This is a genomic window from Pseudomonas sp. D(2018) (genome assembly GCF_005502555.1).
GTDB lineage: Bacteria > Pseudomonadota > Gammaproteobacteria > Pseudomonadales > Pseudomonadaceae > Metapseudomonas > Metapseudomonas resinovorans.
This window is the reverse complement of the sequence record NZ_SCOK01000050.1, coordinates 1-25,830: the sequence shown is the minus strand read 5'-3', so window position 1 is coordinate 25,830 and position 25,830 is coordinate 1. Positions and strand designations below refer to the sequence as shown.

The following is a 25,830-nucleotide window of genomic DNA, read 5'->3' as shown; positions in this document are numbered from 1 at the left end:
GCCACGTGACACGCACTCAGCCCTTCACCAGGCCCAGGTCCTGGGCGCTGCGGCCGTAGACATCCTCCAATCGCTCGATATCGTCCTCGCCCAGGTAGCTGCCGGACTGGACCTCGATGATTTCCAGCGGAATCTTGCCGGGGTTGGCCAGGCGGTGGATCGAGGCGATGGGGATGTAGGTGGACTGGTTTTCAGTGAGCAGGAAGGTCTTGTCGTCACAGGTCACCCGTGCGGTACCGGACACCACTATCCAGTGCTCGGCGCGGTGGTGGTGCATCTGCAGCGAGAGCTGCGCCCCCGGTTTTACGGTGATGTGCTTGACCTGGTGACGGGAACCCGAGTCCACCGAGTCGTAGCCGCCCCAGGGACGGTAGACCTGACAGTGGCTCTGGGTTTCCTGGCGGCCACGGGCGTCCAGTGCACCGACCAGTTTCTTCACCTCTTGCACCTTGTCCTTGTGGGCGATCATCACCGCGTCACGGGTTTCCACCACGACCACGTCCTCCAGGCCCAGCAGCGTGACCAGCTTGGAGTTGCCGTGGACATAGCAATTGCGGCTGTCATGGGTGAGCACATCGCCCTTGAGCACGTTGCCATCGTCGTCCTTGGCGTGGACTTCCCAGAGGGACGACCAGCTGCCCACGTCGTTCCAGCCAGCGGCGAGCGGCACCACGCAGGCCCGGGAGGTCCTTTCCATCACGGCATAGTCGATGGAGTTCTCCGGGCAGCACTCGAAGGTGCCTGCATCGATACGCAACAGGTCGCGCTCGACCTTGCTGCGCTCGAGCGCCAGCACGCAGGTGTCGTAGATGTCCGGCTCATGGTTGCGCAGCTCGTCCAGGTAGCGACTGGCGCGGAACAGGAACATGCCGCTGTTCCAGTAATAGCCACCGCTACGCACGAACTCGGCGGCGCGGCCGCTGTCCGGTTTTTCGACGAATTGCTCGACCCGGTACGCCCCGGGAGCCAGCTCCGGCCCCTCTTCGCCACGCGCGGCCTTGATGTAGCCGAAACCGGTCTCGGGGCGTTCGGCGGGAATGCCGAACAGCACCATCTCGCCGTCCTCCGCCGCCGCCCGGCCGATCTCCAGGGCCTGGCGCAACCCGCCCTCGTCTGTAATCACGTGGTCGGCCGGCAGCACCAGCAGCAGTTCATCGCGGCCCTCGGCGAGCATCCGCAGGGCGGCAATGGCCACTGCCGGTGCCGTGTTGCGGCCGAAAGGCTCCAGCAGGATGCCCTGGGCGGTCATGCCGATGCCGGCCAACTGCTCGTTGACGATGAAGCGGTGCTCCTGGTTGCACACGATGATCGGTCGCTCGATGCCCTCGCCCCCGAGGCGCTGCATGGTCTGCTGGAACAGCGTGTGCTCACCGGCCAGGGCCAGGAACTGTTTGGGGTACAGCTTGCGCGACAGCGGCCAGAGTCGCGAACCACTGCCACCGGACAAAATCACTGGAATCATGCCTGCTCTCCTCTCAACCCTCGAATCCACCTGGACCGCGCCGTCTTCCCGACGACCGGCCGGATCAAGCCTCCGGCACGTCCTGTGCCGGGGAAACGCATGCGTCAGTCGCGCTCACCCAGCTGCGGGGGCGTGGCGAACAGCTGGGTGATGTCGCCACCCAACCGGTAGGTTTTCAGTGGCTCGATGGAGCGGCGCCATTCTTCGGTGCTGGGCGCGCAGCGGTAGAGCGCGCAATAGGGTTCCAGCCAGGCGAACTTGCCGTCCTCCTGCAGGTCTTCCAGCTCCTGCTGGAAGCCGGTCTTCTCTTCGAAGCGCCGTGGGTTCTCGATGCCCTGCTCCACGCGCGTGGCCAAGCGCTGGATCGCCCGGTGATTGTCCGTACGCAGGTCGATGCCGTTGGCCTGAGCGAAGGCCATCATCATCATCAGCGGGCCCATGCTGTAGTTGTGGTACGCCAGGGCGCGCGTCTCGCGACGCAGTTCGTTGGGCAGGTAGCCCTCCGCATCGACCTGCGAGACGCCGATGCGCAGCTGCGCCACGGACCAGTCGAACAGGTCGCGACGATCAACCACGACCGAGGCGGCCATCACTGCCCAGGCGGCCCAGTACTGATGGTTGTTGAGGCGTTCCAGCGGCTGGTCGCGCCAGTCCGCCACCACCTGCTGGCCGAGCCGGCCGATCCACGCCTCGATGGGGCGGGTTTGCGCCTCGCGTCCGGCCAGGGGCTGGGATCGGGAAAACTTCAGCCGCAGGTAGGCCGACGAAATGCTGCCCAGGGCCCACTTGCGCATGGACTTGCCGGTATGGGTGTACTGCCGACTCAGCAGCGCCTCGGCGGCTGCCCACTGGCCGAGCCATTCCAGGGCGCAGTCGAGGTGCCCTTGGCGCCCCAGCCGCAGCCAGGCCGCCACCTGCTTGTTGACCATTTTCTCGAGTACACGGATCTGCTCGGCCTGGGCCTGGTAGCGGGCGTTGGATGCCTTGTTCAACTGGTCGCGGGCCGGGCCGGAGCCCTCGTACTTGCTCGGAATCATCAAGTCGCCCACGTAAGGCCTGGCCACCACCGGGCAGGTTTCCGCCTCGCCCTTCTTCAGCGTTGCCGGCAGGTAGTAGCCGCCGGGGGGAACCAGATCGGTGGCGCCGGCCAGGACTGGCACCAGGCTTGCCAGCACCGCGATCCAGGCCTTCACGATCCGGCTCCGGCCTGGGCGGTGCGCAGGTCCGGCCGCGCCTCGTCACTGCGCGCCTTGCAAAGGCGCGCGCTCAGCTGCCCGTCCCCGCCACCTGGCAACGCCTGGACATTGAGGGAGAGGAAGGTGAGTTCGTCCCAGTCGGCGTCCTCGCGCAGCTCCAGCAGGAAGCGCCCCGGTCCCGGGCCGCGCAGGAACACCAGGTTCTCCTGGCGACCGTTCATGAAGGTCAGGGTGGCCGCCAGTTGCTGCACGCTCGCGTCATCCAGCTGCAGGTCGATCCGGTAGTCGCTGCCTTGAATCGGCAGTACGCCGTCGGCGCCATTGAACAGTACCTGGTGGCTACCGGCCGCCAGGCTGGCTCGCCCCTGCAGCAATGCGGGCCGGCCTGTGCAGCCGTCCCCCACCGCAGCGATGGTCTGCCGGTAGAAATTGCGCTGGGTCAGGCTGTCGGCATCGTCCATCTCCCATATCAGCAGTTTCGGTGGTCGCTGCCGGTAGTCATCGCTCATGAGGTACGCCATCAGTGCAGCCGCATGCCCGCCTCCCGGCTGGGAAGCGTTGTGCACCGGGGTCTCCAGGTTCTGCTCGAGGAAGCCGGCGAAGTTGAAGGCCTCGTCAGCGTTGCCGCCGCCCACCAGGACCACCTCGGCAGCCGGCTCCTGGCCCGCCGCCATGGGCCGGGTGACATAGCCCTGGACGAACTGGCGCGGATACCCCGTGCCGCAGGCCAGCTGCGCGGCCTTCTGCAGCGAACCGCTGCGCCCGATCAAGCCACCGGGCTGGCTGGTGAAGCTTTCCTGGGGCAGGTGTTGCAGCGCCGGAATGCCCCGCACCGTATCGGCCACCAGCCGCGCAGTACGCTCCGCCCCCTGGGGCGTCCAGTGCTGGTCGCCCTTGAAGTAGTAGTCCGGCGTGTCGGCCCGGGCCTCCATCAGGCTGGCCAGGTCCGGCACCCAGATGTCCAACTCGCGCAGGCGTGCCAGGGTCGCGCGGTAGTTCTCGCGCGCCTTGGCCTGGTCGAATCGCACCAGGTCGGTCGGCTGCAGCTTGTTGCCATGGAGCAGTCCGCGACTGGGCTGGTAGACCACCAGCAGCTCGGTGCCGTTGTGCCTGAGGGCGTTGCGCAAGCGCCTGAGTTGCTTGTAGCTGTAGTCGTCCAGGCCGAACTCTGTACGCAGGTCCTGGGCACGGCTGAACAACCAGCCATCACGAGCCTCCAGCAGGGCACCGTGTTCCGCCAGACCCGGCTGTGCCGAATCGAGGCTGGCCGCCGCCGGGCACAGCTTGCAACAGGCTTGCGCCTCATAGGTCGGCGCGGCGCGCACCTCGCCGGCAGCGGCCAGGAGGGTCGCCGCGATCACGCATGTGGCTCGATTCATCGCTTCACTCCTTGCTGGCCAGGCTGTCGGCGGGCTCGATCAGCACCGCCCGCTGCTGGCGCAGCAGAATGTCCATGATTTCGCCCTGGTGTTCGCCCAGCAGGCCGCTGAAGGAAATCCCCGAGGATTTCTGCGGCGCCAGGATGCTCAGCCGGTAGAGTTCCAGCCGCGTCGGTGAATGGATGGAGATGGGGCTGGAGCCATTGCCGACGAGTTGGTCGCCAACGATGCGCAGGGACACGCGCGGGTCGAAGGGGTCTTCTTCGAGGTCACGATCGGTCCCGCGCAGGTCCTTGATGTGGCCGTAGATGCCGGTGAGCTTGTTGGCGGCCAGCAGGTTGCCCTGGAGGCGGACATCCAGGCTGTTGCGCACGCGTATGCCGTGCCGCTCGTTGTTCATGCTGCGGTTGTGCCAGAGCAGGTTACGCGGGCTTTCGTAGAGGGTGATGCCGTCCGCCTCGTTCTTGTAGGTCTCGTTATAGGCGACGACGTTGTTGACGCTGCTGCGGTCCAGGACGATGCCGGACAGCTTGTTGTGATGGGACCGGTTGTTGATGATCCAGCTGTCGTTGACCTCGCGGGAGATGATGATCCCGTGCTTCTTCTTCGTTCCGAATGCCTCGTTCTCGGCAATGATCAGCCGTCGCGAACGGTCGTGGGGGTCGATGCCATAGACGATGTTGCGGTCATAGACATTGCCCCGGATGACGACGTCGTCCGCCTCGTAGCAGTAGAAGCCGTACCACATGTCGATAAAGCGCGAGTTGAGCAGCCAGCCGGTGGGACGTGAGCGCTTCATCTTCGGCGCCATGCTCGGGCTGTACTGCGAGATGGAAAAACCATAGGCCTTGCTGGCGTCGTAGCCGAAGCTCTGGATCACGCTGTCGACCACGTAGGTCTCGGTGCCGCCCCAGGCGAGGAAATAGGGCCTGAACTCCTTGGCCTCGCGCCACAGCGCCGGTTCACCGGTGCGCTCGCGCCAGGCCGTGACCTGGGTGCCGGTGATGAACACCCGACCGTCGTTGACCAGGAAGGCACCGGCCTCCTGGGACAGCCGCAGTTCGCGCGTATCGCGGTCGATATGCAGAGTGGCGCCCGGGCGCACGATGATCGGCAGCCGCGCCAGGTAGACGCCCGGAGCGGTTTCGGCGAACACCTCCCGGGGCAATTGCCTGGCCAGCGCGGCGGTGTTCATGTAGCCCTTCTCGATGAAGATGGCGCGGGGCATGCGTTTCTGGCGCACTACCCATTCCTTCAGGCGCTCTTCGCCGCCGATGAATTCGTCCAGTGCGTCTTCATGCAGCATCTCTTTGATTACCGCGCGGCCCTCTGGCTTGCGCTGGATTCTGGCCTCAGCCGCCGCTGCCGTGAAAACGGACAGATCCGGCATCGCCGGCGCGGCAATCTCCAGCGGTTCGCCCGCTTCGGCGCTGAGCCGGTAACCGCCGGCCAGTATTTCCGCGCCGGCCAGGGCACTGGCCAGGCACGCGGCCAATGCGACTCCGGACTTGATCATCCCTTGCATCTCATGCCCCTCCCTCAAATGCGCCAGACGAAGTCGACGAAGGCGCGGTGCATGGTGGAGTCCGCGTCTTCGTAGGCATCACCAGGGAACAGCAGCCCCAGCCGCACGCGGACCAGTGCCGAGGGTTCGTCCACCCAGTCCAGCCCCGGCGGCACCAGGCCGTCCTTGATGTAGTAAGTGGCCACCAGGTCGAGCTCCTGCCCCAGGTCCTTCTCGCCGTTCACCAGCGTGGCGCTGATTCCGGAATCTCCGGTGGGCAGGTCATCTTCCAGGCGCCAGAAGCGGTGGTAGACGAGGCTGGCGTCGTAGTCCTCGCGCACCGCCAGGGAGCCGTAGAGGGTCGCCACCTGGATGTTGGTCAGTTCGCCGCGCAAGGCCTCGCCGAAGCGATGCACGCGGGTCCGGGTACCAGTGAAGCTGGAACGGTTGCTCTCCAGCCCCGGTTGCACGAACTGCTCGGAATCTTCGCTGTTGGAATCCGTGCCGCCACTGCCCCTGGCGTAGGCCGCGCCGGCCTTCCATTGGCCGTCGATGTTCCAGCGCAGCCCCAGGTCCACCGCCCAGGCATCCAGATCACCGCTGCGTTCGCCGGTGACCAGGGGCAGGCCGCTGGCCGAGCTCTGGGTGACGCTGTCCTGGTCACCGGTCAGCCAAATGGCCTGCGCCCAGTAGTTCAGGGGCAGCGTGCTGCGCGGGTTGAAGTAGTCGCCATCGGCCTGCAGGCCCAGCCAGGTGAGGTCGCCGGTCTGGGTCTTGGTCAGTTCGTCCACGGTTTCGCCGACGCCGGCCAGGTCGCCGTCATCGCGGCTGTGGTGGAGCTTGGCGCCAAGGCTGTGGCCCGGCGCCCACTGGGTGGAGATACCGGCGAACAGGTGCTGGCGGTCCTCGTCCTCGGGAGCCAGGTCGTCGATGTCGGTGCGGTAGTCGCTGTAGCGCTCGGCAAGGCCCAGATTGGCCTTGAGCAAGGTGGTGTCGAACACCCAGTGCAGCGCCTCGATATTGGTATCCCACCAGGTGCCTTCATCGCTGCGCACCCGCTGCCGGCCGAATCGCAGGTGTTCGCCGGGGTAGGCGGTGAGCCCGCCGTAGTCCACCCAGAACTCACGCAGCGCCAGGTAGCTCTTGTCGGCCTCGCGGGCATCGCTGCCGTCTTCGCTGTCGGCGACGATGCTGTCGGACTCCAGGGTGTCGGTCTCGATGGTGTCGGTGGCGGCCACGCCCTGCGCCATCGCGTAAGCGCTCCAGTCACCCCAGAGCCCGAAGAGCCAGGGACGCACGTCGACACCCAGGCCCTGCACGTCGCCGCCGGGCCGGGTGCCGAGGTCACGATCGTCCTCCGATTGCGCGGTGAACTTGATGTCCAGGCCGAAACTGCTCGGCGCCTCCGCCGTGGCCGCCAAAAGCTGGCCGCTCAGCAATGAGCCGCCGAGGATGCCCCCCATCCAGCGCGTCATCTTCATAGCAGGTCCATTCCATTGTGCAGCGGTTGAATTCGGGCCAGGCGTGCCGGGTCGATCTGCCGCGTGCCCTGCTCTTCCCGCAGGAGCTCGGCGGCGCGCTGACGCTCGGCAGCCGTCATGGCCGGTTCCAGACCAACCACCAGGGCGGCCGCTTCCGGACGTCCCTGGCTGGCGGCCATCCGGGCGAATACGTAGGCGTTGACGCGGTTCACCTTGACGCCGCGCGACTCGCTGAACAGCTGGGCCAGGGCCAGGTCGGCGCTGCCGTGGCCGGCGCGGGCGGCCAGCAGCAGGTGGTCGACCGCCTGTTGCGGACGGACCTCCCCCAGATAGCCACGGCGATAGAGCTGGCCCAGGTAGAAGTTCGCCGCCGGCTGCTCGGGTGCCGCCTTGAGCAGGTGGGCTTCGGCCTGGCGCGGGTCCGGCGCGAGCGCACGACCGTCGTAGTAGAGGCGCCCGGTGAGCAGCTCGGCGCGGCTGTCGCCTGCCGCACGCCCGCGTTCGAGGGCGGCGAGCATGTCCTCGCTGCTGCCCAGCGCCGGGTAGTCGTAGAGCAGTTTGCCCAGGGACGACCAGGCAGCCGGGTAGCCCGGCGCGACATCCACCAGCAGGGCCTTGGCCTGGCTCAGCTCGGCCGGAGCCGGAATGGTCGGATCGGCCAGGGTGAGGGCCACGGACTCCAGCCGCGCGGGCGCCACGCGCCCTGCCGCGTGGGCATCGCGCAGATTGGCCAACAACTGCTCCAGCACGGCCGGCTGCTGACGCAGCCGGTAGACGGTCGCCAGCTCGACGTAGCAGATGTCCTGAACCGCCAGCAGCGCCTGGCACTTGGCCTCCACCTCGGTGAGGTGTGCGGTGTAGGTGCCCTGGCTGCGGTAGATGAGAATCTGCGCCAGCTCGGCCTCGGCAATACCGCTGGCGCGCCAGTCGTTCACCTGTTGCTGTGGGTCGAGGTCCGGCGACAGTTGCGGGTAGCTCAGGTAGAGCAGCGTCATCGGCACCACGGCGCTGTACTCGCCCTGGGCGATGGACTGGCTCAGGAGCACCTCGGCCTCCTTGAGTTGCGCATCGCTGGCGCCGCCCTGACGCGACAGCAGCCGGCCGAGACGCGACTGCGCGCGTACCGAGCGGGTCGCGGCCTGGCGGTAGAGGGTTTCGGCTTCGGCCAGGCGCGAAGGGTCGCGACTGCCCACCGCCATGTCTCCCAGCGCCGTCTGCGCCTCGGGGTACCCCATGCCGGCCAGGGCCTGGAAGTTCTGCCGGGCGGTTTCCGTATCGCCCCGCAGCAGCGCTTCCCGCGCCAACTGTTGGTCGGGCAGCCCGGCACAGCCCGCGAGCAGGCCGCAGCCCATCAGGGCCAGGCGTACGACCTTCATTTGCCGGCCGCCATGACCTTGTCCAGCAGCAAGTTGCCGGGCAGGCCGTCGATGACCACTTCTGCCGGGCGCCCGGCCATGTCGGTGGTCAAGGGATCGTCGGTGAGAACGGAAACCCTCAGGTCCGAGGCCAATCCGCCCTGCTGCAGGGACACCGTACTGATTCGCCCGGTGCGCGATGTACTCTCACCGGCCACCTGGACACGCACTTCGGCGCCGGGCTGCACCTTGGCGAAGGTCTTGTAGGGGAAGCGCGCCTCGATCGTGGCTTGCCCTTGCAGGGGCAACAGTTCGAACACCGGCGCTCCCTTGCCGGCCGGCTGGCCGTCGCCCACCAGTTGGGCCACGACGCGGCAGTCGCAGGGGCTGGTGAGGGTACCCTGCAGCGTCTTGCTGAAGAGCCTCTCGATGTTGTCCGGGGTCATCTGGCCTTCCGGCAGACTGTTCTTCAGCACATCGAGCATGGTCGCGCTGAACGTAGCCAGGGGCGCGCCCTTGGCCACGTCTCCACCAACCTTCACCAACGCGGCCTGCACCACGCCTTCACGCGGCATGCTGACGGTCTGGCTGGGCAGGCTGACCATGGCCGAGTCGGCATGGGTGACGAAGTACAGCTGATAGAGCTGGTTGAGGATGTAGGTGAAGGCGCCGACACCAACGAGGAAGATCATCAAGCTGAAGCTCAAGGCGCGCAGGCGACCGAAGAAGCCCATGCCGGCACCGCCATCCCGCCCCTTGCGCGCCTTCGCGAAGTTGTCGCGCTGCAAGGTGTTGAGCATGTCGCCCACGGTCACCATCTCACCGCTGGTGTAGGCGGTGATCAGGTAGCGCAGCGCGGCCACTTCGCGAGGGCGCAGGTTGTGAAACTCGCAACCAACGCGTGCCCCCTTGTCCTGCACCGACCGCACCTGGAATTCGACGTCGATGGCCATGCCCAGCCCATCGACCTGGAATACCAGCTTGCCCTTGTGGTGCCCCCCTACGCCCAGCGGGTGGGTCGTATCCCGGAAGCTGAAGCCGCCGGCGGAAAGATCCAGCAGCTCGCTTTCGAGTGTTTCGCGATTGGGGCCAAGGAAGCGCACCTTGGCCGGCATCTTGAGGCGCGCAAACTGCCGCTGGGCCTCGGACTCATGGACGATATTGGCATTGCTGGCAACACCCGTGGCTGTAGTCATCATTCCCTTCCTTTGCAAAACGGTTTTGTCCCCTGCAGGGCCGGCCCTTCAGCCACCCTGCCCCCTTACACAACGCTCATGAGCACGGCCAGGAAGACACTGGCCGCGGAAAAGGTCATGGCCCTGGAGGACCAGGTGTTGAACCCGTTCTGGAAGCTCGCCAGGCCGCGATCCAGCCGCGTGTTCTGCCGCGTCCAGGATTGCCGGTCGAGCCGGAAGAAGACGTAGACCTTCACCAGGGCGCCGAGCACCTGGTTGTAATAGAGAATCATCGGATAGGCCGGCCCAACCGGGTGCCCGGAGGCCACCAGCAGCAGGGTCAGAGCCAGCCGGGTCAGGCCGATCCAGAGGAGGTAGATCAGCAGGAACTGGATGCCGTACTTCAGGCTGGCAATGATCGCGACGGCCGGTCCCAGCAGGCTGGTCCACATCGCCACGCGCTGGTCAGCCAGCACCAGGCAGGTGAACCAGCCCAGGCGGCGCGGCCCCAGGCGCAGGGCGCGGGAGTTCTGCCGCAGGTTGTTGCCATACCAGCGGAACATCAGCTTGCGGCTGGCCTTGAAGAAGCTTTTCTCCGGCGGGTGCTCCACGGTGTTGATGGCGGCATCCGGTACGTAGAAGGTGTCGTAGCCCAGGCGCATCAGGCTGTACCAGCTGGACTTGTCGTCACCTGTGAGGAACTGGAAGCGGCCGAGCCGCCAGTGGTCGAGGTGATCGCTTTCCACATCGGCGATGAAACCGGGGTTGGTAACCACCTGGGCACGGAATACCGACATCCGACCGGTCAGCGTCAGCACGCGCCGGGACAGGGCCATGGAGCACATGTTGATATGGCGTTGGGCGAAGCGCAGCTTGTGCCACTCGCTCATGATGTAGCTGCCACGTACTTCGCAGAACTCGTTGGTGGTGAGCCCGCCGACCCGGGGCAACAGCTTGAAATAGGGTGCCGTCCGACGCACCACGCCAGGTGTGAGCACGGTATCGCCGTCAACCACGGCCACCACCGCGTTCTCGTCCGGTAGCCTCCGGGAGATCGCGCGGAATCCGAAGGCCAGGCCATCGCGCTTGCCGGTACCGGCGATGCGCACGAAGTCCAGGCTGACGCGCGCAGGCGGATCGAGCTTCTGCCAGAGGCTCTTGACCAGCAGCTCGTCGGACATTTCCACCAGGGAGCACACCACGGTGGTCGGATAGCCGCAGTCGATGGCCTCCTGGATCACCGAGCGGTAGACCTGGGCCGTGGTCAGCGCGTCGATGCGAAAACTGGTGACCAGCAGGAACACATGGGACGGGGCGGCGGACTCACCCAGCTTGCGCGCCTGGCGCCGGTACCAGGGGAACACGACATAGAGGAACAGCATGCCGCGCAGGTAGTGGATGGCGCCCATGGAATAGCGCCAGATGCCCACGGCGCCCAGCAGCAGCAGGAAATCCCGCGACTCCGGATCGAACACCGATTGCGGCATGGCCAACGCCAGCAGCATCAGTGCAGTGCAGAAAAACATCCAGCCGGCGCCCTCGCGCAGGCTGCTCGCCAAGCCATCCATTCGCATCCCCCTCCCCCATGGAACGCCGCTCCCCAACCCCGTCGCCGTACCGGCTCCGGGGCTTGGCGTCCGGTCCGTTGGCTACCAGCAGATACCTTCCATGCCCGCGCCGCTGCGCGACTTCATGAACCCCACCAGGTCGATCACCGTCTTGCCCGCCGGCATCTTGTCCAGCAGCCCGGCGAACTGCTGGTCACCATTGCCGAGAACGATGACGTCGGCCTGCTCCACGACCTTGTCCAGGTCGGCGCACAGCAGGGATGACACGTGAGGGATCTTCGACTCGATGTAGTCCTTGTTGGCACCGTAGACCCGCGCGTACTCGACGTTCTGGTCGTAGATGTGCAGGTCGTAGCCCTTGCCGATCAGCATCTCGGCCAGGTCGACCAGGGGGCTTTCGCGCAGGTCATCGGTACCGGCCTTGAAGGACAGCCCGAGGAGCCCGACACGGCGCTTGTCATGGCTGGCGATGAGGTCGAAGGCACGTTCCACCTGGACCCGGTTGCTGCGCATGATCGAGTGCAGCAGTGGATGCTCGATGTCCAGCTGGCCGGCGCGATAGGTCAGCGCGCGCACATCCTTGGGCAGGCAGGAGCCGCCGAAGGCGAAGCCCGGGCGCATGTAGTACTTGGAGAGGTTGAGCTTGTGGTCCTGGCAGATCACCTCCATCACCTCACGGCCGTCGACACCCACGGCCTTGGCGATATTGCCGATCTCGTTGGCAAAGGTGACCTTGGTTGCGTGCCAGACGTTGCAGGTGTACTTGATCATCTCCGCCACTTCGACGCTCTTGCGGATGATGGGCGCGTCCAGCTCGCTGTAGATGGCTTGCAGCAGATCTCCGGATTGCGAATCCAGCTCCCCGATGACCGTCATGGCGGGATAGTCGTAATCCTTGATCGCCGTGCTCTCACGAAGGAACTCGGGATTCACCGCGATGCCGAAATCGACACCGGCCTTCATTCCCGAGCACTTCTCCAGCATCGGGACCACCACGTTCATCACCGTGCCGGGCAGTACCGTGCTGCGCACCACTACAGTGTGGCGAGTCGTCTTCTCCGGCAGCACGCTGCCGATCTGCTCGCAGACCTGGGCGATGTAGGAAACGTCCAGATCGCCATTCTTCTTGCTCGGCGTTGGCGCGGCAATGAAGGAGATGTCGGTGCTCAGCACCGCATCACGTACATCCAGGGTGCCGCGCAGGCGCCCACTGGCCACGCCCTGCTTAAGTAACTCCCCCAACCCCGGTTCCACGATGGGCGACTTGCCCTGGTTGATCATCTCGATCTTCAACGGGGCGATGTCCACCCCGACGATCTGGTGCCCCCGCGCCGACAGGCAACCTGCACAAACGGCCCCCACGTACCCCAATCCGAAAATGCTGATGCGCATTGCACGATCCCCCCAGGCGAACGACCAGGGCTGACCTCGCGACAGACTTGCGAGCGTCCAGCCCGAACAAGACTCGAAGGCACGGCAGGATTCTTCGCGAATGACCGGGGACCGGGTTCACGACGTCAAGAAAGCACGACAGCCGTATTGCGAAAGACAACTTCGACTGAGCAAATCGAATGCCAGCCGTACAACTATCAAAGCATCCTGAAGTTTCAAAATTAATAACCAATTAAAAACAAGCAATTACCCTAAAAGCCAGGCATTACGCAGCCTTCACCCCAACCCAAAGAAAGCACCAAAACCATGCAGGACAGTCTTTGCAAGCCATAAGAACGCACCCGCAAGTTCCATTGAGAGATACCAGTGCGAACTCCAAAGTGCGTCATATATATGCCGCCAAAAACAGAACACTGCACTTGATAGATATCCATCAGGGAAAAAGAAAAGTTCGCCAGATTATCCGCGTCAAAAACTTGCGCGACTTCGAGATCGCTATCAGGGCGGTAGGCAAGCAGGAAAATGAGGGGGTAGGTGGCGACGGAATCCGGATAGACTGTCGCGAAAAGAAAAGGCTCAACCTAAGTGCGCGGATGCCGATATAAGCAGTAAGCCTTGCGGAAGGACACCATGAGAAATAACCAACCTGTGACCCAGCGGGAACGTAGCTTCCCGATCGAACAACGCCTGATCTCCACCACGGACAGCAAAGGCGTCATCACCTATGCCAACGAAGCCTTCATCGACATCAGCGGCTTCAGCCGCGACGAACTGCTTCGTTCACCTCACAACCTGGTACGCCACCCGGACGTACCGCCTGCGGTTTTCGCTCATATGTGGGCAACCCTGAAAAAGGGACGTCCGTGGATGGGAGTGGTGAAGAACCGCTGCAAGAACGGCGACCACTACTGGGTGAATGCCTACGTCACGCCCATTTTCGAAGGGAGCCAGGTCACCGGCTATGAATCCGTGCGGATCAAGCCGACTGCCGAACAGGTGCGTCGCGCCGAAGCCCTTTATCAGCGTCTGAATACCGGCAAGGCCGCCATCCCCAGCCGCGACAAGTGGCTGCCGGTGGTACAGGACTGGCTGCCCTTCATTCTCATCAGCCAGATCGCTTTCCTGATCGGCGCCTGGCTGAACTCCCACTGGGGCTTCCTTCTCGCCGCCCTGTTGTCGGTGCCCCTGGGCCTGATCGGCCTGGCCTGGCAGAACCGCGGCATCAAGCGCCTGCTGCACCTTGCCGAACAGACCACCTCCGACCCGCTGATCGCACAGATGTACACCGACAGCCGCGGCGTCCAGGCGCGCCTGGAAATGGCCATGCTCAGCCAGGAAGCGCGGCTGAAGACCTGCCTGACCCGCCTGCAGGACACCGCAGAGCACCTCACCCAGCAGGCTCGCCAGGCCGACGCCCTGGCTCACAACAGCTCCGAAGGCCTGGAACGCCAGCGGGTTGAAACCGAGCAGGTGGCCGCCGCGGTGAACCAGATGGCCGCCACCACCCAGGAAGTGGCCAACAACGTGCAGCGCACCGCCGATGCCACCCAGCAAGCCAACCGCCTGACCAGCGAGGGCCGCAATATCGCCGCCGAAACCCGCGAAGCCATCCAGCGTCTCTCGGCGTCAGTGGGTGAAACCGGCGAGACCGTCACGCGACTGGCCCAGGACAGCAATGAAATTGGTGGCGTGGTAGATGTCATCAAGGGCATCGCCGACCAGACCAACCTGCTGGCGCTCAACGCGGCCATCGAGGCCGCCCGCGCCGGCGAAATGGGCCGTGGCTTTGCCGTGGTGGCCGACGAGGTGCGCCAGCTCGCCCAGCGCACGGCGGAATCCACCGGGCAGATTCATCAACTCATCGCCCAATTGCAGAAGACCGCCGAAGAAGCCGTGCACACCATGGAGCATGGCCGTCGCCAGGCGGACGAAGGCGTCGAGCGCGTACTCCAGGCGGACCAGGCGCTGGTGGGCATCAGCGAAGCGGTGGCCAACATCGCTGACATGGCCGACCAGATCGCCGCCGCGACCGAGGAACAGAGCGCGGTGGCCGAGCAAATCAACCAGAGCATCAGCAGCATCGCCCACCTGGCCGACCAGACCTCGGGCGAGGCCCAGCGCACGGCCCTGCTAAGCGAAGAGCTGACCCACACGGCGCAGGGACAGTACTCCCTGGTGGATAGGTTCAATCGCTGAAGCAATCAACAGGGCGCCAGACCAGGCTGTGTGAGACCGTCGCGAGCGACGCTCGGCATCACCGAGCGCAGTAGTTTTCACACAGCCTGAGACTGCGCCCTTCTCATTCCTGGACCGGTCCCGCCAGGAACCGCGCTATGACGTCCGCGGCGGTGTCCAGATGCTGCTCATGGGTAAACCCGGAGGCCTTAAGCGGCTTCAGATCGTGATCCCCGGCAGCGAGCCAGCACAGGTGAATGGCACCCGAGAGGCTGTAGCCCGCAACCGTAAGGCGGTCGCCCATAGGGTCGCGCTCGCCCTGGATGATCAGGGTCGGAGTCTTCAGGTCCGCCAGATGGGCGACACGAGGCTTGTCCGCCTTGCCAACGGCATGGAAGGGATAACCCAGGCAGACCAGCGCGTCAGCGCCCAGTTCGTCTGCCAGCAGGCTCGCCATGCGCCCACCCATGGACTTGCCACCCACGGCCAAGGGTCCTGTGACCTGCTGTCGCACCTCGGCATGAATCTCCCGCCAGCAACTCAGAAGCAGGGCCTGGGGATTGGGTGGTCGGCGACGTCCGTCGTGCCTCCGTGCAGCCATATACGGAAACTCGAAACGCACCACCGCAACACCACGAGCGGCGAGCCTTTGCGCGATGTCATCCATGAACGGACTGTCCATCGGGGCACCGGCGCCATGGGCCAGGATAAGGGTGTACGAAACCGGGCCGTCAGGCCTGTTCCACAACAGCATTCAGACTTCTCCGTCGTTTGTGGGCGATTGATCCAGATCAATAGTCGCCCAATGGGCTTTCACCATGCTTGCCGCGCAATCCAAAAACCGTGGACGGAAGCCCATAACATGAGCACAGCAAGCAGTACCGCCTATAACTACAAGGTGGTCCGCCAGTTCGCCATCATGACGGTGGTCTGGGGAATCGTCGGGATGGGGCTCGGCGTTCTCATAGCCGCACAACTGGCCTGGCCGGAACTCAACTTCAACCTTCCCTGGACGAGCTTCGGCCGACTGCGCCCACTGCACACCAACGCAGTGATCTTTGCATTCGGCGGATGCGCGCTGTTCGCCACCAGCTACTACGCGGTGCAGCGTACGTGCCAGACCCGCCTGATCTCCGACAAGCTCGCCGCTTTCACCTTCTGGGGCTGGCAACTGGTGATCGTGCTGGCCGCCATCAGCCTGCCGATGGGCTGGACCAGCTCGAAAGAATACGCCGAGCTGGAGTGGCCGATCGACATTCTGATCACCATTGTCTGGGTCAGTTACGCCATCGTCTTCTTCGGCACCGTGATGAAGCGCAAGACCAAGCACATCTACGTGGGCAACTGGTTCTTTGGCGGTTTCATCCTCACCGTGGCGATCCTCCATCTGGTGAACAACCTGGAGATCCCGGTCACCCTGACCAAGTCCTACTCCCTTTACGCCGGCGCCACCGACGCCATGATTCAGTGGTGGTACGGGCACAACGCCGTGGGTTTCTTCCTCACGGCCGGCTTCCTGGGAATGATGTATTACTTCGTGCCGAAGCAGGCCGAACGCCCGGTGTACTCCTATCGCCTGTCCATCGTGCACTTCTGGGCGCTGATCGCGGTGTACATCTGGGCCGGTCCGCACCACCTGCACTACACCGCCCTGCCGGACTGGGCCCAGTCCCTCGGCATGGTGATGTCCCTGGTGCTGCTGGCGCCGAGCTGGGGCGGCATGATCAACGGCATGATGACCCTCTCCGGCGCCTGGCATAAGCTGCGCTCGGACCCCATCCTGCGCTTTCTGGTGGTTTCCCTGGCCTTCTACGGCATGTCCACCTTCGAAGGCCCGATGATGGCCATCAAGACTGTCAACGCCCTCTCCCACTACACCGACTGGACCATCGGCCACGTACACGCCGGCGCGCTCGGCTGGGTAGCCATGGTGTCCATCGGCTCCCTGTACCACCTGATTCCGAAAGTGTTCGGTCGCGAGCAGATGTACAGCACCGGCCTGATCAACACCCACTTCTGGCTGGCCACCATCGGCACCGTGCTCTACATCGCCTCCATGTGGGTCAACGGCATCACCCAGGGCCTGATGTGGCGCGCAGTGAACGAGGACGGCACCCTCACCTATTCCTTTGTCGAAGCCCTGGAAGCCAGCCACCCCGGCTTCGTCGTGCGGGTGATAGGCGGTGCCATCTTCTTCAGCGGCATGTTCCTCATGGCCTGGAACACCTGGCGTACCGCGAAGGCCTCCGATCCTGCTGAATACGACGCCGCCGCGCAGATCCCGCAAGGAGCCCACTGATGAAACAGCACGAGAAACTCGAGAAGAACGTCGGCCTCCTGGCGTTGTTCATGATCCTGGCCGTCAGCATCGGCGGCCTGGTGCAGATCGTGCCGCTGTTCTTCCAGGACGTGACCAACACCCCGGTGGAAGGCATGAAGCCCTACACCGCCCTGCAACTGGAAGGCCGCGATATCTACATCCGCGAAGGCTGCGTCGGTTGCCACTCGCAGATGATCCGCCCCTTCCGCGCCGAAACCGAGCGCTACGGTCACTACTCCGTGGCCGGTGAAAGCGTCTGGGACCACCCCTTCCTGTGGGGCTCCAAGCGCACCGGCCCAGACCTGGCCCGCGTGGGCGGCCGCTACTCCGACGACTGGCACCGTGCGCACCTCTACAACCCGCGCAACGTAGTGCCCGAGTCGAAGATGCCCGCCTACCCCTGGCTGGTGGAGAACACGCTGGACGGCAAGGACACGGCGGCCAAGCTTCGCGCCATGCAGACCCTCGGCGTGCCGTACAGCGACGAGGATGTTGCGGGCGCCCAGGCGGCGGTCAAGGGCAAGACCGAGATGGACGCCCTGGTCGCCTATCTCCAAGTGCTGGGCACCAGCCTGAAGAACAAGAGGTAAGGCCATGGACATCGGAACCCTGCGTGGCCTCGGCACCCTGCTGGTGCTGATCGCCACCCTTGGCGTGATCTGCTGGGCGTACAGCGGCAAGCGCAAGGCCAGCTTCGACGAAGCCGCGAACCTGCCCTTCGCCGACGACGACCGGAACGATTCTAGGAGCACCCGCGCATGACCACTTTCTGGAGCTGGTACATCTCCCTGCTCACCATCTTCACCCTACTGGCGCTGCTCTGGCTGATCTTCGCCACTCGAAAGGGCGAGTCCCAGGGCACCACTGACAAGACCATGGGCCACGCCTTCGACGGTATCGAGGAGTACGACAACCCGCTGCCCAAGTGGTGGTTCCTGCTGTTCGTCGGCACCCTGATCTTCGCCGCCGGCTACCTGGTGCTCTACCCGGGGCTGGGTAACTGGAAAGGGATTTTCCCCGGTTACACCGACGGCTGGACCCAGGAAGCCCAATGGCAGCGCGAAGTACACAAGGCCGACCAACAGTACGGCCCGATCTTCGCCCGCTACTCCGCCATGTCCATCGAGGAAGTGGCCAGGGACCCTCAAGCCCTGAAGATGGGCGGCCGCCTGTTCGCCACCTACTGCTCCATCTGCCACGGCTCGGACGCCAAGGGTGCCATGGGTTTCCCCAACCTCACCGACAGCAACTGGCGCTGGGGCGGCGAACCGGAAACTATCAAGGCTTCCATCCTGCACGGTCGTGTGGCCGCCATGCCGGCATGGGGCGAAGTGCTGGGTGACGAGGGCGTGAAGAACGTTGCAGCCTATGTGCGCCAGGACCTGGCCGGCCTGAAACTGCCGGAAGGCACCAAAGCAGACCTGGAGTCCGGCAAGTCGCTATTCGCCGCTACCTGCGTTGCCTGCCACGGCGTCGACGGCAAAGGCACTGCGGCCATGGGTGCTCCGGACCTGACCCACCCGGCCGGCTGGATCTACGGCTCGGGCCTGGCCCAACTGCAGCAGACCATCCGCTACGGCCGCAACGGCCAGATGCCGGCCCAGCAGGAATACCTTGGCCAGGACAAGGTCCACGTACTGGCTGCCTATATCTACAGCCTGTCTCACAAGGACCAGGATCTGGCCATCAAGTAGTGAAGAAGTCGGGGTGACGCAAGGACGCGTCGCTCCAACCACGCAGCCAGGCCCTCCAGCCGAACTGCATGCCGCGCAAAACGGCACCCTGAGCCGGGTGCCAAGGACACAGGGAAGTGTCCACCCCCTCCTTTATATAGTGCGACCCAGTGTCGCACCTCTCCGACCAGTAGCACCCTGCCTTCATTGACATCGGCTAAGCTGCTTTCCAGTCGCCACTTGTGACAACTCCGAGGCGATCCCTCCAGTCACGCAACCCATCGGGTTTCGACAGCGCGTCGAGCAGCGCCGAAAGCACAGCCGCAAATCCTTGTCCAGCGGGCTTTTCAGCCCCGATTGTGTCGGCTTGTGTCGTTGCAATGGCTACCCTCTTTCTCCATACTTGCCGCCGATTTTTTGTCCCCAAAAAACTCCATTAACCGTGGAACCCCTAGCATGAGCACAGCAATCAGTCAGACTGCTTATAACTATAAGGTGGTCCGCCAGTTCGCCATTATGACGGTGATCTGGGGGGTCATAGGGATGGGTCTAGGCGTGTTCATCGCCGCACAACTCGTGTGGCCGGAACTCAACCTGAACCTACCCTGGACCTCTTTCGGCCGCCTGCGCCCCCTGCATACCAACGCGGTGATCTTCGCCTTCGGCGGATGCGCACTGTTCGCCACGTCCTATTATGTGGTGCAGCGCACCTGCCAGACCCGTCTGGTATCCGATAGTCTGGCCGCCTTCACCTTCTGGGGCTGGCAAGCCGTGATCGTGCTGGCAGTCATCACCCTGCCGCTGGGTTATACCTCCTCCAAGGAATACGCCGAACTGGAGTGGCCGATCGACATCCTCCTGGGTATCGTCTGGATCACCTACTGCGTCGTCTTCTTCGGCACCATCATGAAACGCAAGACCAAGCACATCTACGTGGGCAACTGGTTCTTCGGCGCGTTCATCCTGGTGACGGCCATGCTGCACATCGTCAACAGCATGGAAATGCCGGTCTACGCCTTCAAGTCGTACTCCATGTACGCCGGCGCTACCGACGCCATGATCCAGTGGTGGTACGGCCACAACGCCGTAGGCTTCTTCCTGACCACCGGCTTCCTGGGGATGATGTATTACTTCGTGCCGAAGCAGGCCGAACGTCCGATCTACTCCTATCGCCTGTCCATCGTGCACTTCTGGGCGCTGATCACCCTGTACATCTGGGCCGGTCCGCACCACCTGCACTACACCGCCCTGCCGGACTGGGCGCAGTCCCTCGGCATGGCCATGTCTCTGATCCTGCTGGCTCCGAGCTGGGGCGGCATGATCAACGGCATGATGAGCCTGTCCGGTGCCTGGCATAAGCTGCGCTCCGACCCCATCCTGCGCTTCCTGGTGGTTTCCCTGGCCTTCTACGGCATGTCCACCTTCGAAGGCCCGATGATGGCCATCAAGACCGTCAACGCCCTCTCCCACTACACCGACTGGACCATCGGTCACGTACACGCCGGCGCGCTCGGCTGGGTAGCCATGATCTCCATCGGCTCCTTGTACCACCTGATCCCGAAGGTCTTCGCTCGTGAGCAGATGCACAGTGTTGGCCTGATCAACGCGCACTTCTGGCTGGCGACCATCGGTACCGTGCTGTACATCGCCTCCATGTGGGTCAACGGCATCACCCAGGGCCTGATGTGGCGCGCTGTCAACGAAGACGGCACCCTCACCTACTCCTTCGTTGAAGCCCTGGAAGCCAGCCACGCGGGCTACCTGGTGCGCATGATCGGCGGCGCCTTCTTCGTGACCGGCATGCTGCTGATGGCCTACAACACCTATCGCACCGTACGTGCTGCCAAGCCGTCTGAATACGACGCTGCTGCGCAGATTCCGCAAGGAGCTCACTAATGAAGCAACACGAATTAGTCGAGAAGAACATCGGCCTGCTGGCGCTGTTCATGGTGATCGCCGTGAGCATCGGCGGCCTGGTGCAGATCGTGCCGCTGTTCTTCCAGGACGTGACTAACACTCCGGTGGAAGGCATGAAGCCGCGTACCGCGCTGGAACTCGAAGGCCGTGACATCTACATCCGCGAGGGTTGCGTTGGCTGCCACTCGCAGATGGTCCGCCCCTTCCGTGCCGAAACCGAGCGTTATGGCCACTACTCCGTCGCGGGTGAAAGCGTCTGGGACCACCCCTTCCTGTGGGGTTCCAAGCGTACCGGTCCGGACCTGGCCCGCGTTGGCGGCCGCTACTCCGACGACTGGCACCGCGCGCACCTGTACAACCCGCGCAACGTAGTGCCCGAGTCGAAGATGCCCTCCTACCCCTGGCTGGTTGAGAGCAAGCTCGACGGCAAGCACACCGCCGACAAGATGGAAGCTCTGCGCAAGCTGGGCGTGCCCTACACCGACGAAGACATCGCCGGCGCCAAGGCGGCAGTCAAAGGCAAGACCGAGATGGACGCGCTCGTCGCGTACCTGCAAGGCCTGGGCACCTCTATCAAGAACAAACGGTAACGCAAGATGGATATCGGGACTCTCCGCGGTATAGGCACCTTCGTCGTCTTCGTCGCCTTCATCGGTGTCGTGCTCTGGGCCTACAGCAGCAGGCGCAAGAGCAGCTTCGACGAAGCAGCCAACCTGCCTTTCGCGGATGAGCCTCCGAAGTCCGCCAAGCGCGACGAGCAAGCTTCTAGGAGTGAGAAAGAATGACTTCGTTCTGGAGTTGGTACGTAACCCTGCTCACCAGCGCCACGCTGGTGGCGCTGACCTGGCTGATCTTCGCCACCCGTCGTGGCCAGCGCCAGGAAAGCACCGAAGAAACCGTCGGCCATGCCTTCGACGGCATCGAGGAATATGACAACCCGCTGCCCAAGTGGTGGTTCATGCTGTTCGTCGGCACCCTGATTTTCGCCGTCGGCTACCTGGTCATGTACCCGGGCATGGGCAACTGGAAAGGCATCTTCCCCGGTTACAACGAAGTGACCGAGGGCAAGCCCTTCGCCAACGGCGAGGCTGGCTGGACTGGCGTGCACCAGTGGGAAAAGGAAATGGACAAGGCCGACAAGGAATACGGCCCCATCTTCGCCAAGTACGCAGCCATGCCGATCGAGGAAGTGGCCCAGGACCCGAAAGCCCTGAAAATGGGTGGCCGCATGTTCGCGTCCTACTGCTCCGTGTGCCACGGTTCCGATGCCAAGGGCGCCTACGGCTTCCCGAACCTGACTGACCGCGACTGGCGCTGGGGGGGCGAAGCCGCCACCATCAAGACCACCATCATGGCTGGCCGCCACGGCATCATGCCGGCCTGGGGTGAAGTCGTCGGCGACCAGGGCGTGCGCGACGTTGCCGCCTTCCTGCGCGTGACCCTGCACGGTCGCGAACTGCCTAAGGACGTGAAGGCTGATCCGGAAGCCGGTAAAGCCATCTACGCTGCCAACTGCGTGGCCTGCCACGGTCCGGAAGGCAAGGGCACCCCGGCGATGGGCGCTCCAGACCTTACCCACCCGAGCGCCTTCATCTACGGCAGCAGCTACGCCCAACTGCAACAGACCATCCGCTATGGTCGCCAAGGCACCATGCCGGCCCAGGAGCAAATCCTCGGTAACGACAAGGTGCACCTGCTGGCTGCCTACGTGTACAGCCTGTCGCAGAAACCTGCTGCAGAAGCGGAAGCCAAGTAATACCCTCGCCTGCCATGCGCGACGCACTGTCGCACATGGCAGGCCGCTATCAGGCGTACCATATATAGCGGGCAAAAAGACTCCGACCGGCGATGTACTGGTCAGGGCGCCGACAACCGCCGTGGTATGAGAACGATGAGCGAACAGATTCCTGTCAAGAACGTCACCCCTTCCCCGGCCAAGGGCGGTGAAACCACCGACCTGTACGCCAGCCGCGAAAAAATCTACACCCGCGCCTTCACGGGCCTGTTCCGCAACCTGCGGATGGCAGGTGGCGCTTTCCTCTTCCTGCTCTACTTCGGCACCGTCTGGCTGAGCTGGAACGACCGCCAGGCCGTCTGGTGGAACCTCCCCGAGCGAAAGTTCTACATCTTCGGCGCCACCTTCTGGCCCCAGGATTTCGTCCTCCTCTCCTGGCTGCTGATCATCTGCGCCTTCGGACTGTTCTTCATCACCGTATTCGCCGGACGCGTCTGGTGCGGCTACACCTGCCCGCAGAGCGTCTGGACCTGGATATTCATGTGGTGCGAAAAAGTCACCGAAGGTGACCGCAACCAGCGCATGAAGCTCGACAAGGCCCCCATGAGCGGCCAGAAAATCCTGCGCAAGTCCGCCAAGCATGGCCTCTGGCTGCTGATCGGCTTCGCCACCGGCATCACCTTCGTCGGTTACTTCACCCCCATCCGCGAACTGGTCTTCGAATTCTTCACGGGCGCAGCCAGTGGCTGGGCCTACTTCTGGGTGGGCTTCTTTACCCTTGCCACGTACGGCAACGCCGGCTGGCTGCGCGAGCAGGTGTGCATCTACATGTGCCCGTACGCGCGCTTCCAGAGCGTGATGTTCGACAAGGACACCCTGATCGTTTCCTACGATCCTCGTCGCGGTGAATCCCGCGGCCCGCGCAAGAAAGGCACCGACTACAAGGCCCAGGGACTTGGTGACTGCATCGACTGCACCATGTGCGTCCAGGTCTGCCCCACCGGCATCGACATTCGTGACGGCCTGCAGATCGAATGCATCGGCTGCGCGGCGTGCATCGACGCCTGCGACAGCATCATGGAAAAGATGAACTATCCGAAAGGACTGATCAGCTACACCACCGAGCACAACCTCAATGGCCAGATGACGCAGCTGATACGCCCGCGCCTGATCGGTTACGCTATTGCACTCGTCGCCATGATCGGCCTCTTCGCTTACGCCGTAGCCATTCGCTCCCTCGTAGAACTGGACGTTATCAAGGACCGCGTGTTGTTCCGCGAGAACGAGCAGGGTCGGATCGAGAACGTCTACACCCTGAAGATCATGAACAAGTCCCAGATCGACCAGACCTTCGTCATCGACGCCGAAGGCCTTGATGGCCTGGTCTACGAGGGCAAGCGTGAAGTCCGCGCCGACGCGGGTGAAGTGCTCTCGGTACCGGTGGAGCTGTCCATCGACCCCGACCAGCTGCCGTCCAGCACCAACAAGATCCTCTTCCGCGTCCACAGCGCGGATGACCCCAGTATCAAGACCGACGCCGACAGCCGCTTCATCGGCCCCAGCGTCCGCTAGCAAACGGAAGACCCATGCAGTCCGAAACTCCCAGCCCCTGGTACAAGCAGCCCTGGCCCTGGTTCATCCTCGCCATTCTCGGCACCTCGGTGGTGCTCGGCACCACCATGCTGGTGATTGCCACCCGAAACCCACCGAGCCTGGTCTCCGACAACTATTACGAAGTCGGCAAGGGCATCAACACCTCGCTGGAACGCGAGAACCTCGCCAAGCAGCTCGGCATGCAAGCCAGCCTGCAAGTGGATGAGGCCAGCGGCGAAGTCGAGCTGCAACTGGTCGGCGAAAGCCGTCCGCAGCAACTGGTGCTGAGCCTGCTCTCCCCTACTCAGCCGGAGAAGGACCGTCGCATCGTGCTCCAGCCCCAGGCTGACGGCCACTACCGCGGCCACCTGCAGGACACGGTCAACGGGCGCCGCTTCGTCGAGCTGATCGGCCAGGAGCAGGGCCAGGACTGGCGCCTGTTCGAGGAAGAAACCCTGAGCAAGGGCAGTGTTATCCGCCTCGGCGAATAAGCGCCCATGAGCGCACCACTTTCCTGCTACCACTGCGGCTTGCCGGTTCCGGCCGGCAGTCGTTTCGAGGCCCGCGTGCTGGGAGAGACGCGGGCCATGTGCTGCCCGGGTTGCCAGGCGGTAGCCGAAGCCATCGTCGCCGGCGGCCTGGAGAGCTACTACCGCCACCGCAGCGACAGCGCCCCCAACCCTGACACCCTGCCCCGCGAGCTCCCCGACGAGCTTGCCCTCTACGACCGCGCCGAAGTCCAGCAGCCCTTCGTTCAGCACCAAGGCGAACTGAGCGAGACCTGCCTGCTGATCGAGGGCATCAGTTGCGCCGCCTGCGGCTGGCTGATCGAGAAACACCTGAAGACCTTGCCGGGCGTTGCCGAGGCCAGCCTCAACCTCTCCAACCATCGTCTGCAGGTACGTTGGTCCGACAGCCAGCTGCCGCTGAGCCGGATGCTCAAGGAGCTGCGCAAGATCGGCTATGCCGGCCACCCCTACAAAGCGGACGAAGCCGCCGAACGTCTGGCCAGCGAAAACCGCCGCGCCATGCGCCAGCTGGGCGTCGCCGGCCTGCTCTGGATGCAGGTGATGATGGCTGCCATGGCCACCTGGCCGGAGTTCAACATCGACCTGTCCCCCGAGCTGGACACCATCCTGCGCTGGGTCAGCCTGTTCCTCACCACGCCGATCGTCTTCTACTGCTGCGGTCAGTTCTTCCGCGGCGCCCTGCGCGATTTGCGCACACGCCACCTGACCATGGACGTTTCGGTCTCCCTGGCCATCGGCGGTGCCTATGTCGCCGGCATCTGGTCCACCGTCACCGGCGTGGGCGAGCTCTACTTCGACGCCGTGGGCATGTTCGCCCTGTTCCTCCTCGCCGGCCGCTACCTGGAACGCCGAGCGCGTGAACGCACGGCCGCCGCCACCGCGCAATTGGTCAACCTGCTGCCGGCTTCCTGCCTGCGCCTGGATGCGACCGGGCACAGCGAGCGAATCCTGCTAAGCGAACTGAAGGTCGGTAACCGCGTCCTGGTGCCGCCGGGCGCATTGATGCCGGCTGACGGCCAGATTCTCACCGGCCAGTCCAGCGTCGACGAGTCCCTGCTTACCGGCGAATACCTGCCCCACCCACGTGGCGAAGGCGATACCGTCACGGCCGGCACCCTCAACGTCGAAGGCCCGCTGACCATCGAAGTCCAGGCGCTGGGTGACGACACCCGCCTCTCCGCCATCGTGCGCCTGCTGGAGCGCGCCCAGGCGGACAAGCCGCGTCTGGCCGAGCTCGCGGACAAGGTCGCCCAGTGGTTCCTGCTGATCGTCCTCGCTGCTGCCGCCATCGTCGGCGCCATCTGGTGGCAGATCGACCCGGACCGCGCGTTCTGGGTCGTGCTCTCCCTGCTGGTCGCCACCTGCCCCTGCGCCC

Annotated in this window: 22 protein-coding genes; 12 read left to right on the top strand and 10 right to left on the bottom strand. The window is 64.1% G+C overall.

The genetic code is table 11. From position 1 onward, the window contains the following. Window positions 1-16: 16 nt before the first annotated feature. The 9 genes from FFS60_RS23540 to FFS60_RS23500 all read right to left on the bottom strand — a co-directional run bounded on the left by FFS60_RS23540 (window position 17) and on the right by FFS60_RS23500 (window position 12,512). Complete coding sequence (locus FFS60_RS23540) at window positions 17-1,462, bottom strand: mannose-1-phosphate guanylyltransferase/mannose-6-phosphate isomerase (protein WP_137823333.1); 1,446 nt, start codon at window positions 1,460-1,462, stop codon at window positions 17-19. A gap of 104 nt (window positions 1,463-1,566) precedes the next feature. Then, a complete protein-coding gene (locus FFS60_RS23535; RefSeq protein WP_256658138.1) occupies window positions 1,567-2,655 on the bottom strand; it encodes a mannuronate-specific alginate lyase in 1,089 nt (362 codons plus the stop codon). Beyond that, window positions 2,652-4,037, bottom strand: a complete 1,386-nt coding sequence (locus tag FFS60_RS23530) for an alginate biosynthesis protein AlgX (RefSeq protein WP_137823331.1) — start codon at window positions 4,035-4,037, stop codon at window positions 2,652-2,654. The genes FFS60_RS23535 and FFS60_RS23530 overlap by 4 nt, the downstream gene beginning before the upstream one ends. 4 nt (window positions 4,038-4,041) lie before the next feature. Beyond that, window positions 4,042-5,562, bottom strand: coding sequence for a mannuronan 5-epimerase AlgG (gene algG / locus FFS60_RS23525; RefSeq protein WP_137823330.1), 1,521 nt, complete (start codon window positions 5,560-5,562; stop codon window positions 4,042-4,044). Window positions 5,563-5,576: 14 nt separating this feature from the next. Next, complete coding sequence (locus FFS60_RS23520; RefSeq protein ID WP_256658140.1) at window positions 5,577-7,016, bottom strand: alginate export family protein; 1,440 nt, start codon at window positions 7,014-7,016, stop codon at window positions 5,577-5,579. 2 nt (window positions 7,017-7,018) lie between these two features. Further along, the gene (locus FFS60_RS23515; RefSeq protein ID WP_137823328.1) at window positions 7,019-8,398 is read right to left on the bottom strand and encodes an SEL1-like repeat protein; all 1,380 of its coding nucleotides are present in this window, start codon (window positions 8,396-8,398) and stop codon (window positions 7,019-7,021) included. Further along, window positions 8,395-9,573 carry an alginate biosynthesis protein Alg44 gene (locus tag FFS60_RS23510; RefSeq protein WP_028630893.1) on the bottom strand — a complete coding sequence of 393 codons (1,179 nt, stop codon included), beginning with the start codon at window positions 9,571-9,573 and terminating at the stop codon, window positions 8,395-8,397. The genes FFS60_RS23515 and FFS60_RS23510 overlap by 4 nt, the downstream gene beginning before the upstream one ends. A 65-nt stretch (window positions 9,574-9,638) precedes the next feature. Then, on the bottom strand, window positions 9,639-11,120 hold the full coding sequence (locus tag FFS60_RS23505; RefSeq protein ID WP_137823327.1) for a glycosyltransferase family 2 protein: 1,482 nt from the start codon (window positions 11,118-11,120) through the stop codon (window positions 9,639-9,641). A gap of 81 nt (window positions 11,121-11,201) precedes the next feature. Further along, window positions 11,202-12,512, bottom strand: coding sequence for a nucleotide sugar dehydrogenase (locus FFS60_RS23500; RefSeq protein ID WP_137823326.1), 1,311 nt, complete (start codon window positions 12,510-12,512; stop codon window positions 11,202-11,204). 630 nt (window positions 12,513-13,142) lie between these two features. Here FFS60_RS23500 and FFS60_RS23495 point away from each other — a divergent pair. Then, window positions 13,143-14,708, top strand: a complete 1,566-nt coding sequence (locus tag FFS60_RS23495; protein ID WP_137823325.1) for a PAS domain-containing methyl-accepting chemotaxis protein — start codon at window positions 13,143-13,145, stop codon at window positions 14,706-14,708. 103 nt (window positions 14,709-14,811) lie between these two features. Here FFS60_RS23495 and FFS60_RS23490 read toward each other — a convergent pair whose 3' ends face one another. Beyond that, a complete protein-coding gene (locus FFS60_RS23490) occupies window positions 14,812-15,441 on the bottom strand; it encodes an alpha/beta family hydrolase (protein WP_137823324.1) in 630 nt (209 codons plus the stop codon). 108 nt (window positions 15,442-15,549) lie between these two features. Between FFS60_RS23490 and ccoN (FFS60_RS23485) the strand changes: the two genes are divergently transcribed. From ccoN (FFS60_RS23485) to FFS60_RS23435, 11 genes are all read left to right on the top strand, one after another. Next, window positions 15,550-16,986, top strand: a complete 1,437-nt coding sequence (gene ccoN / locus FFS60_RS23485; RefSeq protein ID WP_028630898.1) for a cytochrome-c oxidase, cbb3-type subunit I — start codon at window positions 15,550-15,552, stop codon at window positions 16,984-16,986. Then, window positions 16,986-17,597: a cytochrome-c oxidase, cbb3-type subunit II gene (gene ccoO, locus FFS60_RS23480; RefSeq protein ID WP_028630899.1), complete on the top strand. Its 612-nt coding sequence runs from the start codon at window positions 16,986-16,988 to the stop codon at window positions 17,595-17,597. Before ccoN (FFS60_RS23485) ends, ccoO (FFS60_RS23480) begins: the two co-directional genes overlap by 1 nt. Window positions 17,598-17,601: 4 nt before the next feature. Next, window positions 17,602-17,769 (top strand): CcoQ/FixQ family Cbb3-type cytochrome c oxidase assembly chaperone, encoded by a 168-nt coding sequence (locus tag FFS60_RS23475; protein WP_028630900.1) that lies wholly within the window; start codon window positions 17,602-17,604, stop codon window positions 17,767-17,769. Then, window positions 17,766-18,701, top strand: a complete 936-nt coding sequence (gene ccoP, locus FFS60_RS23470) for a cytochrome-c oxidase, cbb3-type subunit III (protein ID WP_137823323.1) — start codon at window positions 17,766-17,768, stop codon at window positions 18,699-18,701. The genes FFS60_RS23475 and ccoP (FFS60_RS23470) overlap by 4 nt, the downstream gene beginning before the upstream one ends. A gap of 435 nt (window positions 18,702-19,136) precedes the next feature. Continuing rightward, window positions 19,137-20,576 (top strand): cytochrome-c oxidase, cbb3-type subunit I, encoded by a 1,440-nt coding sequence (gene ccoN, locus FFS60_RS23465; protein WP_028630902.1) that lies wholly within the window; start codon window positions 19,137-19,139, stop codon window positions 20,574-20,576. Beyond that, window positions 20,576-21,187, top strand: coding sequence for a cytochrome-c oxidase, cbb3-type subunit II (gene ccoO, locus FFS60_RS23460; protein ID WP_028630903.1), 612 nt, complete (start codon window positions 20,576-20,578; stop codon window positions 21,185-21,187). Before ccoN (FFS60_RS23465) ends, ccoO (FFS60_RS23460) begins: the two co-directional genes overlap by 1 nt. A 6-nt stretch (window positions 21,188-21,193) precedes the next feature. Next, window positions 21,194-21,382 (top strand): CcoQ/FixQ family Cbb3-type cytochrome c oxidase assembly chaperone, encoded by a 189-nt coding sequence (locus FFS60_RS23455; protein ID WP_028630904.1) that lies wholly within the window; start codon window positions 21,194-21,196, stop codon window positions 21,380-21,382. Then, window positions 21,379-22,353 (top strand): cytochrome-c oxidase, cbb3-type subunit III, encoded by a 975-nt coding sequence (gene ccoP, locus FFS60_RS23450; RefSeq protein ID WP_137823322.1) that lies wholly within the window; start codon window positions 21,379-21,381, stop codon window positions 22,351-22,353. The genes FFS60_RS23455 and ccoP (FFS60_RS23450) overlap by 4 nt, the downstream gene beginning before the upstream one ends. A 135-nt stretch (window positions 22,354-22,488) precedes the next feature. After that, window positions 22,489-23,904 (top strand): cytochrome c oxidase accessory protein CcoG, encoded by a 1,416-nt coding sequence (gene ccoG / locus FFS60_RS23445; RefSeq protein ID WP_137823321.1) that lies wholly within the window; start codon window positions 22,489-22,491, stop codon window positions 23,902-23,904. 14 nt (window positions 23,905-23,918) lie between these two features. Then, window positions 23,919-24,416, top strand: a complete 498-nt coding sequence (locus FFS60_RS23440; RefSeq protein ID WP_137823320.1) for a FixH family protein — start codon at window positions 23,919-23,921, stop codon at window positions 24,414-24,416. Between the two features lie 6 nt (window positions 24,417-24,422). Next, window positions 24,423-25,830, top strand: a 1,408-nt coding sequence (locus tag FFS60_RS23435; protein ID WP_137823319.1) for a heavy metal translocating P-type ATPase, incomplete at its 3' end; no start/stop codon positions are given.